Source organism: Aeromicrobium sp. S22, from assembly GCF_009661045.1.
Lineage (GTDB): Bacteria > Actinomycetota > Actinomycetes > Propionibacteriales > Nocardioidaceae > Aeromicrobium > Aeromicrobium yanjiei.
Map to the genome: position 1 here is coordinate 910,850 of NZ_WJWV01000001.1, position 15,690 is coordinate 926,539.

Genomic DNA, 15,690 nt, shown 5'->3' on the forward strand with positions numbered 1-15,690 from the left:
GATGACGCGCGGGGTCACAGGAAGGCGGGGGATGACGGTTCGTACGCGCGCCGAGCGACGCTACGAGGTCCTCGTCATCGCTGTCGCCGTGACTGCGATCTGCTTCCGGACGTTCCAGTGGCGCACGGGTCCGCCGGACCTCAATGTCGTCGCGATCATCGCCCTGCTGCTGGTGCCGCTCGCGGTGCGTACGCAGATCACGGTGTCGCGAGGCGAGACGCGCCTGACGCTGGGCATGACGGCGGCTGTGCTGTTCTCGGCGGACGTCGACCGGCAGGCCTCGATCCTGCCGATCTGGGCGATCCTGGTCGCCGGCTCGTACGCGTTGTTCCACCGCGACGAGACCTGGGGACAGTTCCGTGCGGCGGTGCAGATCCTCGGCGGTGCGGTGCTGCTGCGGGTCGCGGAGGTCGCGGACATCGACTTCGCGCCGTTCGACCGGGTGTTCGCGGGCCTCGTGGCGTACTTCGTGGCCATCTGCCTGCTCGAGATCGTTCGTGCCCGCCTCGCGGCCCCGACCGGGGACGGCCACCCGCTGCGCCTGCGGTGGACCTGGGCCCTCGTCATCGGGCTCGCAATGTTCTACCTCGGTTGCGTCCTGGCGGCCCTGCGACGCCTCGAGGCCGGTCTGCACCTGCCTGTCGTGCCCAGCTTCATCGTGTCGATGGTCGGCCTCGGGGCGGTGGCCATCGGGCTCACGATGCGCAATCGCGAGCTCAACCGCAGTGTCGCGGCGCTGTCGCGCGCGGCCGTGGCCATGCCGTGGCGCCGCGACGAGATCGACGCGTCCCTCGGACGGTGGGGTGCCCAGGGCATCCGGGCCGAGCGGGTCGACGTCCGTGAGGAGCCAGGAGCGCGCGGGGACCTCAGCGTCCCCCTCGTGGACGGACGGTTCGCGGTCGCGGGCCGCAGCCCGGGTGACCTCCCGTTCACCCACGTGGAGCGGCAGGTGCTCGAGGCGCTGGCCCACATGTCCGAGACGTCCCGGCGAGAAGCGACCCAGATCGACCACCTGCGCGAGCGGCTCAACATCGATGCGCTGACCGGCCTGTCGACCTACACGTACTTCCGGGAGACCCTCTCGGAGGTCAGCCGCACCCGACGGCCGGGGGAGTCCATCGCGGTCGTGTTCCTCGACCTCGACGGGTTCAAGAAGATCAATGACCGCTTCGGCCACGTGGCGGGTGACGTCGCGATCCGCACCGTCGCGCAGCGGCTGCTCGAGCACAGCGGCGACGCCCGCTCGATCACGCGGTACGGCGGCGACGAGTTCGCAGTGCTCGTGCGCGACGTCCGCGACTACGCGGCACTGACCGAGGAGTGCGAACGCCTGACGGCCCTGGTCGCCCGACCCCTGCTGGTCGGGCAGAGCACCGTGAGGCTTCGCGCGAGCATCGGCTGCGCGCTGTCGTCGAGCGCCGACGACGACCTGATGGCGCTCGTGCGGGCCGCCGACCAGCAGATGATCCAGCGCAAGCGCGCGATCCACGCCGCGGATCCGCAGGTCACGTCGGGCATCGACGACGCGGTCCGCCACGCGATCGTCGACGGGACGCTCTGGACGGCGTACCAGCCGGTGGTCAACGTCGCGCGCGGCGAGATCCGGTGCCTGGAGGCCCTCGTGCGCTGCACCGACGCGCGACTCGGGTCGATCCCGCCGCCGGTCATCGTCGAGTCCGCGATCCGGCTCAACATGCTGGACGACATGACGGCCCTCGTGCTCGAGCAGGCCGTCGAGACGCTGCTCGAGTGCCGGCGCCACGTCGCGGATCTCACGATGTTCTCGATCAACCTCGAGCTCGAGCAGATGATGGTGTGGTCGCCCCTGCTGCAGCGCATCGCGGACTGCTGCCGCGAGCACGACCTCACCGTCGTCGTGGAGATCTCGGAGAACTCGATCGGTGACTGGACCGAGGCGAACGCCCAGGTCACGTCACGGCTGCAGGACGCCGGCGTGCTCATCGCGATCGACGACTTCGGCTCCGGGTTCGCGGGTCTCGGCTCCCTCTACCTGCCGCGGGTCGACACCGTGAAGCTCGACCGCAACCTGCTCACCGATCTGGCGAACCCCCGCCAGACGCTCGTCGTCACGCGCACCACGGCACTGCTCGAGGAGCTCGGCTTCTGGGTCGTCGCCGAAGGCGTGACCGCCGAGGAGGAGGCACGCGTCCTGGGTGACGCCGGCGCGACCCACCTGCAGGGCTTCCTCTACGGGATGCCCGAGGACCGGGCGACGCTGGTCGAGCGCTTCCGGGCCCACGGCCTGGCTCCGCTGGTGGACAGCGCCACCGCCGTGTGAACCCTCCGGTGGCGGCGCGTCAGATCCAGCGGGTCAGCCACATGCGGTCGCGCCACTCGTCGTACGGCATGAGCGTGTCGGTCCAGATCGGGTGGAAGTAGCAGAACGCGACCACCGCGGCGAGCACGTACAGCCCGATCACGAGGCCCACGGCGTACGTCTGGCGCGGGGTGCTGCGGGCCCGGAGCAGTGCGTTCGCGACGAGGGAGATCGCGATGGTCGTGAACGGGACGATCGTGACGGCGTAGAAGGAGAAGATCGGCCGGTCGGTGCTGAGGAACCAGGGCAGCCAGCAGGCCGCGACGCCGATCAGCGGCACGCCCCACACCCAGCGGCGGGTGATGATCCAGGCGCCGATCGAGCCCAGCAGGGCGACCGCGCCCGACCACCAGACGACCGGGTTGCCGAGGATGAGGATCTCCCGGATGCAGGTCGAGCCGGGGGCCTGTCCGCACTGGGTGGTCTTCGGCAGGTCGAACTGTGCGTCCGCGCCGACCGGGCGCCACTGCAGGAGCCAGCCGCCGGGATGGGACTGATAGGGGTGCGGCTCGGCGTTGACGATCTCCTTGGTGTGGAAGTCGAACGTCATGACGTGGAAGTGCCACAGGGAGCGCAGTGCGTCCCAGGCCTCGCCCAGGAAGCCCGAGCTCGGCCGATCGACGTACGCCCCCCAGGGCTTGGAGTAGTCGCCGTAGCCGCGGCCGAACCGGGCCTCGTACGCCTCGTGGTGCAAGAGGAAGCCGGTCCACGACACGAGGTAGACGACGCCCGCGAGCAGGACGATCGAGGCGAACGCCGGCACGCCGACCCGCAACGTCGTGCGGACCCAGCCGTGGTGCATCGCTGTGCGCGGATTGCGCATCCGGGCGAGCACCTCCCACACGACGCAGGTCAGGCCGAACGCCGCGAGGACGTACACACCGCTCCACTTGGTGGCGCAGGCCATGCCGAGGCACAGGCCCGCGGCCAGCTGCCAGGGGCGCAGTGCGTGGTAGCGGTCCAGCCGTGCCCGGATCCAGTCGCGGTCGGCGACGAGGCATGCGACGCCGCACACGATCCAGAACGTCAAGAAGATGTCGAGCAGGGACAGCCGGGACATCACGAAGTGCATGCCGTCCACCGTCAGCAGCAGACCGGCGAGGCAGCCGATGAACGTCGAGCCGGTCATGCGGCGCACGAGACGGGCCAGCACCAGCACCGTCAGCGCGCCGATCACGACGCCGGAGATGCGCCAGCCGAACGAGTCGAAGCCGAAGAAGTGCTCGCCGACCGCGATGAGCCACTTGCCGCCGTCGGGGTGGACGATCCAGGACGGCTCGCCGGTGAAGACGCCCGACAGGTCGCCCTTGAGGATCTGCGCGTCGGCCTTGTCGGTGTAGTCCTGCACGTAGCCGTGCTGGAGCAGCGACCACGCGTCCTTGGCGTAGTAGGTCTCGTCGAAGACGAACTTGTTCGGGTACCCGACGTTCCAGACCCGCAGGACGAAGGCCAGCACCGCCACGGCCACCGGACCGATCCAGCCCCAGAGGCGGTCGGACCACCTGTACGGGGACAGGCGGGCCAGTGACGTCACCCCGCAAGACTAGGACGTCCCGGTGGCGCGGTGCGTACGCCACCGTCTCCGGGGGCCGCGGTGCGGACGCCCCCCGATGAAGGCCGAGTAGTAGCCCCAAGGGGGGGTCCGCACCCCGCCCCCGCGGGTCCACAGCGCCGGCCGCGCCAGGACGGCGTCCACAGGTCCGACGTGCGTCGTTCCGCTCGGCACCTGTTCGCGGTCGGCTGGGGCATGCGAACTCCACGCCCCGTCCCCGAGCACCTGCGTGAGCGGACGTTCAGCCTCGCGGAGGCGCGGGCCGCCGGGATCTCGTCCCGGATGCTCGAGCACGCGCGGTTCCGCGAGGTCTATCCGCGCGTCTACTGCCTCGCGGACCTGGCCGTCTCCGACGCTGAGCAGATCGCGGCCGCGCGCCGCAACCTGCCCGCTGACGCTCGGACGACCCACGTCACCCGGCTGCGCGAGCTCGGCTACGAGCACGGCGAGCTGGAGCCCTTGCACTTCGTCGTGCCCCGCGACCTGCACCTGGTCGTCGCCGGCATCACCCTCCACCGCACGGTGCGCATGCCACCGAACGACGGGTCGGGGGTCTGCGCAGAGGCGGTGTTCGTGTCACTCGCGACGACCGAGCGCCTCATCGACCTGATCGTCATCGGGGACTGGATGCTGCGGACTGAGCACATGTCCGTGGAGTCGCTCGGCCGATTCGTCAGCTCGTCGACGTGGCGTCCCGGCGCGGCGGAGGCTCTCGCCGTCGCGGCGCGCCTCGACGCTCGGTCCCGATCGCCCAAGGAGTCCGAGACCCGCGCGATCCTCGTCTTTTCCGGCCTGCCGGTCCCCGAGGTCAACGTCGAGATCCATGACTCGGACGGCGTGCTCGTCGGGATCGGTGACCTCGTCTATCGCCGCTGGAAGCTGTTGGTCGAGTACGAGGGTCGGCAGCACGCGTTCGACGACGCCCAGTTCGCCCGCGACATCGACCGGTACGGCGCGTTCCGAAGCATCGGGTGGGACTACTGCCAGGTCACCGAGGCCCGACTGGCCCGACCACGGGCGATGGTGCTGCGGGTCCACGACCTCCTGGTCAAGCGCGGTTACGACGGCCCCGCCCCAGTCTTCGGGGCCCGCTGGAGCTCCTTGTTCGCGCCCCTTCCCCGGCGGCCCGGTGCGTACGCCACCGTATGAGGCCCGAATCGGCGCCAGAAGGTGGCGTACGCACCGCGCCCACGGGAAACGGTGGCGTACGCACCGCGCCCACGGGAAACAGTGGCGCAGGCACCGCGCCCGCTGGGGACTGAGAGGATGAGGACATGCTGATCCTCGCTGCGACACCGATCGGTCAGGTCGCCGACGCGAGCGGACGTCTGGCCGAAGCGCTGGTGTCCGCGGACGTCGTCGCGGCCGAGGACACCAGGCGGCTCAAGCGGCTCGCGTCCGATCTGGGCGTCGAGATCGGCGGCCGGGTCGTGTCCTACTTCGAGGGCAACGAGGAGCGTCGCACCCCCGAGCTCGCCGCGATGCTGGCCGACGGCCAGACCGTGGTGCTGGTGACCGACGCGGGCATGCCGAGCGTGTCCGATCCCGGCTATCGCCTGGTCGTCGCGGCGATCGAGGCGGACGTGACGGTGACCGCGATCCCCGGCCCGTCCGCGGTGCTCACCGCCCTGGCGGTCTCGGGCCTCCCGGTCGACCGGTTCTGCTTCGAGGGCTTCCTGCCCCGCAAGGCCGGCGAACGCACCCGCGCGCTGACCGAGCTGGCGACCGAGCGCCGCACGATGGTGTTCTTCGAGTCGCCCCACCGCACCGAAACGTCCCTTCGCGCGATGGCGGAGGTGTGGGGCGGCGACCGTCCGGCCGCGGTGTGCCGCGAGCTCACCAAGACGTACGAGGAGGTGGCCCGCGGTGGCCTCGCCGAGCTCGTCGAGTGGGCCGCCGGCCAGGAGCAGGGCGTACGCGGCGAGGTGACGATCGTCGTCGGGGGAGTGGTCGCCGAGTCCCGGACGTACGCCCCCGAGGACCTGCGCGAGCTGGTCGCGGCCCGGCAGGGCGACGGCCTCAGTCGCAAGGACGCGATCGAGCAGGTCGCCGGCGAGACGGGCGTCCGCAAGAAGGACGTCTACGACGCCGCGCACTCGTAGCCCCGTCCGCGCGCCCCACTAGGATCAAGGGGTGTCCGACCAAACGTTCTACGTGACCACGCCCATCTACTACGTCAACGACGCGCCCCACATCGGGCACGGCTACACGACGGTCATGGGCGACATCATCACCAGGTGGCACCGCCAGCGCGGTGAGGACGTCTGGTACCTCACCGGCACCGACGAGCACGGCCAGAAGGTCCTGCGCAAGGCCGAGGCCAACGGCGTCTCGCCGCAGGAGTGGGTCGACAGGCTCGTCGAGGAGGAGTGGAAGCCGCTCCTCAAGACGATCGACGTCGCCAACGACGACTTCATCCGCACGACCGAGCAGCGTCACCTCGAGGGTTCCCAGGCGTTCTGGCAGGACCTCCACCAGCGGGACGCGGTCTACAAGGGCTCGTTCAGCGGCTGGTACAGCGTCGGCAGCGAGGAGTTCGTCAGCGATGACGACGTCGCCGACGGCGAGGGCGACGACGAGGGCTTCAAGGTCTCGACGCTCGACGGCAGCCGGGTCGAGCACATGACCGAGGAGAACTACTTCTTCCGTCTCAGCGACTACCAGCAGAAGCTGCTCGACTTCTACGAGGCCAACCCGACGTTCATCCAGCCCGAGTCGGCCCGCAACGAGGTCATCTCGTTCGTGTCGCGCGGCCTCAAGGACCTGTCGATCTCGCGCTCGACGTTCGACTGGGGCATCGCCGTGCCGTGGGACGACAAGCACGTGATGTACGTCTGGGTCGAGGCGCTGCTCAACTACGTCACGGCGATCGGCTACGGCAGCGACCCCGAGCGGTTCGAGAAGATCTGGCCCGCCAACATCCACATCGTCGGCAAGGACATCGCCCGCTTCCACGCTGTCATCTGGCCCGCGATGCTGATGGCCGCGGGCCAGCCCGTGCCGCACCAGGTGTTCGCCCACGGCTGGCTGCTGGTCGGCGGTCAGAAGATGAGCAAGTCCAAGGCCAACGGCATCCGTCCCGACGAGATCGTCGACACCTTCGGCTCCGACGCCTACCGCTACTACTTCGCGCGCGCCCTGACGTTCGGGTCCGACGGCTCGATCTCGTGGGAGGACATCAGCGCCCGCTACCACGCGGAGCTCGCCAACGGCTTCGGCAACCTCGCGTCCCGGGTCGCGGCAATGATCGGCAAGTACTTCGACGGGACGCTCCCGGCACCCGGCGCGCGCACCGACGCCGAGACGGTCGTGATCGACACCGTGGCCGAGGCCGTACGCGATGCGGACGCCGCGATCGAGGCGGTCGCCCCGCAGGACGCGCTCACCGCGATCTGGCGGATCGTCGACGGGCTCAACGGCTACATCACCGAGCAGGCCCCGTGGAAGGTCGCGAAGGAGGATCCCGACGGTGACCGCCTCGCCACGATCCTGCACACCACCGCCGAGGGCCTGCGCGTCCTCGCAGTGCTGCTCAACCCCGTGATGCCCAAGGCGTCCGCGGTGCTGTGGGACTCGCTGGGGGCCGAGGCCGCCCTGGGCGCGCTGGCCGATCAGCGCATCGACGCGGTCGCCGCGTGGGACCAGCTGCCCGCGGGCTCGACGATCACCAAGCCCGCATCGCTGTTCCCGCGGATCGAGACCGCCGCCGGATGACGCTCACCGCAGGCTGGCCCGAGACGCCCGAGGCGCTGCCGTCCCCGGTCGTCGACAATCACTGCCACCTCGACCACCGGGCGTACAGCAAGGGGGTCGAGGGCGGCGTGCTGATCCCGGTCGACGAGGCGCTCGACCGGGCCGCAGCGGTCAACGTGACCCGCATCGTGCAGGTGGGCTGCGACCTCGAGGGCTCGCGCTGGGCGGCCTCGACCGCGGCGGCGTACGACTCGGTGGTGGCAGCCGTCGCGCTGCACCCCAACGAGGCACCGCTGCTGGCGTCCGCCGGGGAGCTCGACGCCGCGCTGGCCGAGATCGATCGGCTGGCCCAGGCCGGCGAGCACGTGCGGGCGGTCGGCGAGACCGGGCTGGACTACTTCCGGACCGGCCAGGACGGCCGCGAGGCCCAGCACGCCTCGTTCCGCGAGCACATCCGCATCGCGAAGCGGCACGACAAGACCCTGGTCATCCATGACCGTGACGCCCACGACGACGTGCTCGCGGTGCTCGACGACGAGGGCGTGCCCGACCGGGTAGTGATGCACTGCTTCTCGGGCGACGCCGACTTCGCTCGGGAGTGCCTCGAGCGGGGCGCCTACCTGTCGTTCGCGGGCACCGTGACGTTCAAGAATGCCGACAACCTGCGGGCCGCGCTGCGCGTGACCCCCGCCGACCGGCTCCTCGTGGAGACGGATGCGCCCTTCCTCACACCATCTCCATACCGTGGTCAGCCAAATGCCTCGTTCCTGGTGCCGCTCACGGTGCGGTTCATGGCTGGGATCGCAGGCAAAACGGTCGACGAGCTCTGCCGCGACATCGACGCCAACACCGATCGGGCCTTCGGCGGCCCCTGGGCACAGCGCACTTGACCACACGCACACGCTGGCTATCGTGGAGGGTCGGTTCACTCATCGATCCTCGAGGAATGTAGTGTCTTCAGCTTCACATCAGCCCCCCACCACCGGCGGCGAAACGGCCGTACAGGCCAAGCGTCGTCCCCGTAAGTCCATCGTTCTCGGACTGGCGACCGTGCTCCTGGTGGGCGGCGGCACCGCCGCATACGGCGCTCTCAGCCAGACCGTGACGCTCACGGTCGACGGCAAGAGCCAGGACATCCGCACGTTCGGCGGGACGGTCGGTGACGTCCTGAAGGACCACTCCGTCTCGCTGCGTCCCGGTGACCGGCTCAACATGGAGAAGACGAGCGGCCTGTCCGACGGCGACACGATCGAGGTCGCGTACGCCAAGCCCCTCACGTTGACCGTCGACGGCAAGAAGACGACCCGCACGGTGTTCGACCGCACGGTCGACGACGCGCTGGACTCGCTCGACCTGGCCCAGCCGACGGGCTCGTACGTGTCGGAGAAGCGCTCGACCGTCATCCCGCGCGCGGGCACCACGCTCGTCGTCAGCACGCCCAAGGCGCTGACGATCGTGGCCGACGGCAAGAAGAAGACCGTCACCACCACGACCCCGAAGGTCGCCGGCGTCCTCGAGGAGGCCGGCGTGACGCTCGACAAGGACGACGAGGTCAGGCCCGCCAAGAGCCAGTACGTCAGCGCCGACGACAAGGTCCGCGTCGTCCGCATCAAGAAGGTCACCAAGACCCAGACCGTGGACCTCAAGCACGAGACGGTCGTCCGCAAGGATGCCGACGCGATGGTCGGCGAGACCGAGGTCGTCCGCCCGGGACGCGACGGCAAGGCCCGCCAGCAGGTCCAGCTGGTCTACGCCGACGGCAAGCTGCGCAAGAAGGCCGTCCTGTCCACCAACCGCGTCGCCAAGCCCGTCACGCAGATCGTCTCGCGCGGCACCCAGCGTCCCAAGACGCCCGCTCCTGACATGTCGACCGGCGACACCGTCTGGGACAAGATCGCCCAGTGCGAGTCCGGCGGCAACTGGTCGATCAACACCGGCAACGGCTACTACGGCGGCCTGCAGTTCAGCGCCGCGACGTGGAAGAGCGTCGGCGGCCCGGGCCTGCCGCACCAGAACAGCCGCGAGGTCCAGATCAAGTACGCCAAGATCCTTCAGGCCCGCTCGGGCTGGGGCCAGTGGGGCTGCGCCGGGGCGAGGTTCAACTGACGCCTCCCCGGCTGCTCGGAGCCGCTGACGTCCGTCGTCTAGCCGAGTCCTGTGGGATCCGCCCGACCAAGCAGCGTGGACAGAACTTCGTCCACGACGCCAACACGGTGCGCCGGATCGTCAATGCCTCGGGCATCACCGCTGACGACGTCGTCGTCGAGATCGGACCCGGGCTCGGCTCGTTGACCCTCGGGCTGCTCGAGGTCGCCGCGCACGTCACGGCGGTCGAGATCGACGAGGTGCTGGCGGGCCAGCTGCCGCAGACCATCGCGGAGCACGCGCCCGACCAGGCCGGATCGTTCGACCTGGTCACCGCGGACGCCATGAAGGTCACCTCGCTGCCGGGGCCGGCGCCGACGGCGCTCGTGGCCAATCTGCCCTACAACGTCTCGGTGCCGGTGCTGCTGACCTTCTTCGAGCGGTTCCCGTCGATCCGCACGGGCCTGGTCATGGTGCAGGCCGAGGTCGCGCACCGGCTCGCCGCGGGGCCGGGCTCCAAGACGTACGGCGTGCCGAGCGTGAAGTCGGCCTGGTACGCCGAGATGAGGTTGTCCGGGTCGGTCGGTCGCAACGTCTTCTGGCCCATGCCCAACGTCGAGTCCTCGCTCGTGGCGTGGACCCGGCGGGAGCCGCCCGGCGACGAGGAGCTGCGCGTGCGGACGTTCGCGGTCGCGGATGCGGCCTTCGCGCAGCGTCGCAAGACCATGCGCGCAGCACTCGCGAACCTCGCGGGCTCGGGCGCTGCGGCCGAGGAGGCCCTCGTGGCAGCCGGCATCTCGCCGCAGGCACGCGGCGAGCAGCTCACGGTCGAGGACTTCGCCCGGCTCGCGCGGCACCTCGTGCCGGCGGCCGGCGCCTCCCTGCGCTGAGTCGATCGGCCGCCGGGGCACCGGGCGCGCCCTACTCTGGGCCTGTGACCGCTCGCGACCCAGTTGCCGACCGCATCGGCGGGGTGGACGTCGCATGACGGACCCGAGGATCTGGCGGGTCGTCGGCGACCCCCTCGTCCGGCCGACCGGCTCGGGCGCGCTGACGGACCAGACCGTGGCGGTCAAGGACGTCCTCGCAGTCGCCGGGCAGCGGATCGGCGCTGGCAACCCGGCCTGGCTCGAGCACGCGGTGCCCGAGCTCGCCCACGCCTGGGCCGTGGAACGCCTGCTCGCCGACGGCGCGGCCGTGCGGGGCATCGCGCAGACCGACGAGCTCGCGTACAGCCTGGCCGGCGTCAACCCTCACTACGGCGCGCCGCCCAACCCCCTTGCACCGCACCGCATCCCCGGTGGGTCGAGCTCGGGGCCGGCGTCCGCGGTGTCGATGTCCGAGGCGACGATCGGGCTCGGCACCGACACCGCCGGCTCGATCCGCGTGCCCGCCGCCTACCAGGGGCTCTGGGGCATCCGGCCGACCGTCGGGGCCGTACGCGTCGACGGACTGCTGCCGCTCGCGAGCTCATTCGACACGGTCGGCTGGCTGACGCACGGCCCGACGCTGCTCGCCGAGGTCGGCCGCTCGTTGCTGCCGCCGGGAGGTGCCGCGGTGGGGGAGGTCGTGGTGGTCGACGAGCTGCTCGCGCTGGCCGACGCCGACGTCGCGGCAGCGGTGGGAGCGCTGGCGGCCGGGCTGCCGCGGATCGGCTGGCCCATGGCCTCGATGCCGGGGATGCTCGCCGCGATGCAGACCGTGCAGGCGTACGAGGCCTGGCGCGCCCACGGCGCGTGGCTCGCGACCCGGCCCGACGCTTTGGGTGCTGACGTGCGGTCGCGGTTCGCACGCGCCGCGGCTGTCACGCCTGCCCAGGCGGACGCGGCCCGTGCCGAGCTCGACCGCCATCGCACCGGCATGCGCGGATATCTCGGTGACCGGGTGCTGCTGCTGCCGGCCGCTTCGTCGGTCGCGCCGCCCGTGGGCCGGCCGCGGTCGCTGGACGCGGTGCGACAGGCCACGCTGCAGCTCACCTGCGTCGCGACGATCGGCGGGCTGCCGGCGGTGAGCGTCCCGGTCACGACGGACGGCGGGCTTCCCGCGGGCGCCTGCCTGGTCGGCCCGGCCAGCTCGGACCACGCGCTGATCGAGCTCGCCCGGCGGATCGGCGAGACCCGGTCGGACGTCCGGGGGCGGCGAGCAGGGGGGAGCCACTAAGTTGATCGGGTGAGCTCTGCCAACGTCCGCGTCCCCGCCAAGATCAACCTGTGCCTGGGTGTCGGGCCGGTCCGCGACGACGGCTACCACCCGTTGGCGACGGTCTACCAGGCCGTCGACCTGCACGACGAGGTGCGCGCGACGTCCCGCGCGGACGGCGAGATCAGGGTGTCCGTGCAGTCCGAGCTCGACGTACGTTCCGAGATCGCGTTCGTGCCCGAGGACGATGACAACCTGGCGGTCCGGGCCGCCCGCCTGCTGCGCGAGCGCACCGGCGTGCCGTTCGGCGCGGACCTGGCGATCCGCAAGGTGATCCCGGTGGCCGGTGGCATGGCAGGGGGATCCGCGGACGCTGCGGCGTCCCTCGTCGCGTGCAACGAGGCGTGGGGCACGGGCCTGTCACGGGCGGCGCTGGAGCAGCTCGCGGCACAGCTCGGCAGCGACGTGCCGTTCTTGCTGCACGGCGGCAACGCGATCGGCGGTGGCCGCGGCGAGACGATCAGCCCGGTGCTGGCGCGCGGCACGTACCACTGGGTCTTCGCGATGGCGCACGAAGGACTCTCGACCGCTGCGGTCTATGCCGAGTTCGACCGGCTCAACGCGGGCGCGACGGTGCCCGATCCCGTGGTGCCGGACGCCCTGCTCGCTGCCCTGCGGGCCGGCGACGCCCACGCGCTCGGCGGTGCCCTCTCCAACGACCTGACCGAGGCGGCGCTGTCGCTGCGTCCCGAGCTCGAGGACACCCTCTCGATCGGCATCGAGGCGGGCGCCCTCGGTGCGATCCTCTCGGGGTCGGGTCCGACGGCGCTGTTCCTGGCCTCGGACGAGCAGCACGGCCTGGACATCGCCTTCGCCCTCAGCAGCGCCGCCGCCTGCGCGGACGTCGTCCAGTCCCGCGGCCCCGTCCACGGCGCCCGCCTCACCTAGCCCTCCGTCAGGCCGCGGGCCAGCCGAGGGCCGCGAACATCCGCGTGAGCTGGGCGGCGACGACGTCGGGCGTGTGCCGGATCGCGTACGACGTGAAGATCAGCAGCCGACGTCCGTCGATCACGATCTCGTTGCCACGGATCAGGTCGGCGTCCCATCGCGCGACTGCCTGGTGCGGCGCGCCGTGGACCTCGACCGCGATGTGCAGGGCGTCCCACGACACGTCGAGGTAGTAGCGGCCGTCGGGGCCCCGGACGACCTTCTGGCGGGTCGGCGGTGGCAGGCCCGCGCTGCGTCGGATGTCGTCGAAGTCCTTCTCCGGCAGCGAGTGGATGCCTCCGGACGCGTCGAGGATCGACTCGCGGACGAGCCCGCGACGGCGGCACGCGCCGCGACGGTCGAGAGCCACGTGCATCAGGCGGTCGTTGACCAGGCCCTGCTGCACACCGGCGATGACGATCGTGCGCGCGAGTCGGTCGCTGTCGCACCAGCTCGCCGCGTCGATCAGGCTCCGAGCGGGGCGGGTGCGGCGCGGCTCCTTCAGGGGGTGGACGTCCTGCGGGCCGAGTTCGGTGCTCCAGTGGGTGCTGAACGGCGCGTCGCGCGGTCGGTCGGCGCCCTCGGGCAGCACCACGTACGTCGTCTCCGTCTCGACTCCGGTGAAGCCGTCGTGCCGCAGTGCGCTCAGTCCCGCCAGGGCCGAGGCCGGCGCGCACGTGTGGAGAGCGACCAGCTCGCGCTCGTCGAGGGAGAGGGGGCCGGAGTGGGTCACGACGACGCCGCGGCACGGTGACTGCCAGCGGCCCGACGCGATCGCGTGGCGCACCGCACCGCGACCACGTGCGGCGACGACCTCCGACGTACGGAAGACAGTTCTCATGCGTCCACGGTCGTCACGCCGTTGCCGCCGCGCGACGCCGATCTCGCCCGCTGTGGACGCCGCCCGCGCCGCGTCCCCCTGTGGACACGGACGAGCGATGAGGGTTTGCGGCAGCGCCCGCTACCGGAAACCCTCATCCTCGGTCCCGGCGGCGGCCGAGGGTGAGGGTTTGCGGCACCGGGGGCTACCCAAAACCCTCATCGTGGGTCCGGCCCCGCGCCCCGGCCCCGGGCCCGGCCGGTCAGCCCTCGAGGAGCTCGGTGAGCTCGAGCCAGCGCTCCTCGTGGGCGGCGACCTGGGCCTCGAGGTCGGCGACCTCCTTGGTCCGCGCCAGCAGCCCGGGGACGTCCGAGGGGTCGTGCTCCGCGAGCTCGACGTGGAGGGCGTCGATGCGGGCGGAGAGCTTTTGCATCTTGCGGTCGATCGAGCCGACCTCCTTGCGGGCGTTGCGCTCGTCAGCGCTCGACAGCTTCGAGGCCTTGACGTGCCCCGCGGTCGACGGGTTGGACGCCGCGGGGGTGTCCTGCTCCTTGCGCAGGCGCAGGTACTGGTCCACGCCGCCGGGCAGGTGCCGGAAGTGGCCGTCGAGGATCGCGTACTGCTGGTCGGTGATGCGCTCGAGCAGGTAGCGGTCGTGCGAGACCACGAGCAGCGTGCCGGGCCACGAGTCGAGCAGGTCCTCCATCGCCGCGAGCATGTCGGTGTCGAGGTCGTTGGTCGGCTCGTCGAGCACCAGCACGTTGGGCTCGTCGAGCAGGATCAGCAGCAGCTGGAGGCGGCGCTTCTGCCCGCCCGAGAGATCACGCACCGGGGTCGACATCTGGGCGCTGGAGAAGCCGAGCCGCTCCAGCAGCTGCGAGGGGGTCATCTCCTTGCCGCCCGACACGTACGCCGTGCGCTGGCGCCCCACGACGTCGCTGACGCGGTCGTCGCCGACGTCCTTGAGCTCGTCCAGCTCCTGGGTCAACGTGACGACCTTGACCGTCTTGCCCTTCTTGACCCGTCCCGAGGTGGGCTGGACCTTGCCGGTCACCAGCCCGAGCAGCGTCGACTTGCCGGCACCGTTCGCGCCGAGGATGCCGGTGCGCTCACCCGGCCCGATGCGCCACTCGACGTGCTTGAGCACCTCGTGGTCGTACGACACCGAGACGTCGAGGATGTCGACGACGTCCTTGCCGAGGCGCGAGGTGGCCATCTGCTTGAGCTGGATCGGATCGCGCGGCGGCGGCTCGTTGGCGATCAGCTCATTGGCCGCGTCGATGCGGAACTTGGGCTTGGACGTGCGCGCGGGGGCGCCGCGGCGCAGCCAGGCGAGCTCCTTGCGCATGAGGTTCTGCCGCTTGGACTCGGTCGCGGAGGCGTGCCGGTCGCGCTCGACGCGCTGCAGGATGTACGCCGCGTAGCCGCCCTCGAAGGGCTCGACGATGCCGTCGTGCACCTCCCAGGTCGCGGTGCAGACCTCGTCGAGGAACCAGCGGTCGTGGGTCACGACCAGGAGGCCGCCCGCGTTGGCCGACCAGCGCGACTTGAGGTGACCGGCGAGCCAGGTGATGCCCTCGACGTCGAGGTGGTTGGTCGGCTCGTCGAGGAACAGGACGTCGTCGTCGCCGACCAGCAGCCGCGCCAGGGCCACCCGCCGCCGCTGGCCGCCGGACAGGGTCCCGACCGTGGCGTCCCACGGGATGTCCGAGACCAGACCGGCGATGACGTCGCGGATCTTGGCGTCGCCTGCCCACTCGTAGTCGGCCTTGTCGCCGACGATCGCGTGACCGACCGTGCCGTCCTGGTCGAGGGTGTCGGTCTGGTCGAGCATCCCGATCGTCACGCCGCCGCGGGTCGTGACACGTCCGGAGTCGGGCTGGAGCCGGCCGGCGAAGATGCGCAGCAGCGTCGACTTGCCGTCGCCGTTGCGTCCGACGATGCCGATCCGGTCGCCCTCGTCGATGCCGATGGTGACCGACTCGAAGACGGTCTTGGTGGGGAAGTCGAGCGCGATCTGTTCCACGCCGAGAAGATGAGCCACTGCACGAGTCTAGGCGGCGGTGCCTCAGCCCC

Annotated in this window: 12 protein-coding genes; 9 read left to right on the forward strand and 3 right to left on the reverse strand. The window is 71.1% G+C overall.

Going from position 1 to position 15,690, the window contains the following annotated elements:
* Window positions 1-31: 31 nt before the first annotated feature.
* A complete protein-coding gene (locus tag GEV27_RS04570; protein WP_194944122.1) occupies window positions 32-2,299 on the forward strand; it encodes an EAL domain-containing protein in 2,268 nt (755 codons plus the stop codon).
* Window positions 2,300-2,318: 19 nt separating this feature from the next.
* Here GEV27_RS04570 and GEV27_RS04575 read toward each other — a convergent pair whose 3' ends face one another.
* Window positions 2,319-3,872: a phospholipid carrier-dependent glycosyltransferase gene (locus GEV27_RS04575; protein WP_153933551.1), complete on the reverse strand. Its 1,554-nt coding sequence runs from the start codon at window positions 3,870-3,872 to the stop codon at window positions 2,319-2,321.
* Between the two features lie 171 nt (window positions 3,873-4,043).
* Between GEV27_RS04575 and GEV27_RS04580 the strand changes: the two genes are divergently transcribed.
* The 8 genes from GEV27_RS04580 to GEV27_RS04615 all read left to right on the forward strand — a co-directional run bounded on the left by GEV27_RS04580 (window position 4,044) and on the right by GEV27_RS04615 (window position 12,755).
* The gene (locus GEV27_RS04580) at window positions 4,044-5,039 is read left to right on the forward strand and encodes a hypothetical protein (protein ID WP_153933552.1); all 996 of its coding nucleotides are present in this window, start codon (window positions 4,044-4,046) and stop codon (window positions 5,037-5,039) included.
* Between the two features lie 125 nt (window positions 5,040-5,164).
* Entirely contained in the window at window positions 5,165-5,992 is an 828-nt protein-coding gene (rsmI, locus tag GEV27_RS04585) for a 16S rRNA (cytidine(1402)-2'-O)-methyltransferase (RefSeq protein WP_153910156.1), read from the forward strand.
* Window positions 5,993-6,023: 31 nt separating this feature from the next.
* Entirely contained in the window at window positions 6,024-7,604 is a 1,581-nt protein-coding gene (gene metG, locus GEV27_RS04590; RefSeq protein WP_309222031.1) for a methionine--tRNA ligase, read from the forward strand.
* Entirely contained in the window at window positions 7,601-8,473 is an 873-nt protein-coding gene (locus tag GEV27_RS04595) for a TatD family hydrolase (RefSeq protein WP_153933553.1), read from the forward strand. The genes metG and GEV27_RS04595 overlap by 4 nt, the downstream gene beginning before the upstream one ends.
* 169 nt (window positions 8,474-8,642) lie before the next feature.
* Window positions 8,643-9,689 (forward strand): resuscitation-promoting factor, encoded by a 1,047-nt coding sequence (locus GEV27_RS04600; protein WP_194944123.1) that lies wholly within the window; start codon window positions 8,643-8,645, stop codon window positions 9,687-9,689.
* Window positions 9,686-10,558: a 16S rRNA (adenine(1518)-N(6)/adenine(1519)-N(6))-dimethyltransferase RsmA gene (gene rsmA / locus GEV27_RS04605; RefSeq protein ID WP_153911072.1), complete on the forward strand. Its 873-nt coding sequence runs from the start codon at window positions 9,686-9,688 to the stop codon at window positions 10,556-10,558. Before GEV27_RS04600 ends, rsmA begins: the two co-directional genes overlap by 4 nt.
* Before the next feature lie 94 nt (window positions 10,559-10,652).
* On the forward strand, window positions 10,653-11,828 hold the full coding sequence (locus GEV27_RS04610) for an amidase family protein (RefSeq protein WP_153933555.1): 1,176 nt from the start codon (window positions 10,653-10,655) through the stop codon (window positions 11,826-11,828).
* Window positions 11,829-11,837: 9 nt separating this feature from the next.
* Entirely contained in the window at window positions 11,838-12,755 is a 918-nt protein-coding gene (locus GEV27_RS04615) for a 4-(cytidine 5'-diphospho)-2-C-methyl-D-erythritol kinase (protein WP_153653990.1), read from the forward strand.
* A gap of 7 nt (window positions 12,756-12,762) precedes the next feature.
* Here GEV27_RS04615 and GEV27_RS04620 read toward each other — a convergent pair whose 3' ends face one another.
* Together GEV27_RS04620 and GEV27_RS18225 are read right to left on the reverse strand one after the other, a co-directional pair.
* Window positions 12,763-13,635 carry a hypothetical protein gene (locus GEV27_RS04620; protein WP_153933556.1) on the reverse strand — a complete coding sequence of 291 codons (873 nt, stop codon included), beginning with the start codon at window positions 13,633-13,635 and terminating at the stop codon, window positions 12,763-12,765.
* 241 nt (window positions 13,636-13,876) lie between these two features.
* Window positions 13,877-15,658 (reverse strand): ABC-F family ATP-binding cassette domain-containing protein, encoded by a 1,782-nt coding sequence (locus GEV27_RS18225; protein ID WP_153653986.1) that lies wholly within the window; start codon window positions 15,656-15,658, stop codon window positions 13,877-13,879.
* Between the last annotated feature and the right edge of the window lie 32 nt (window positions 15,659-15,690).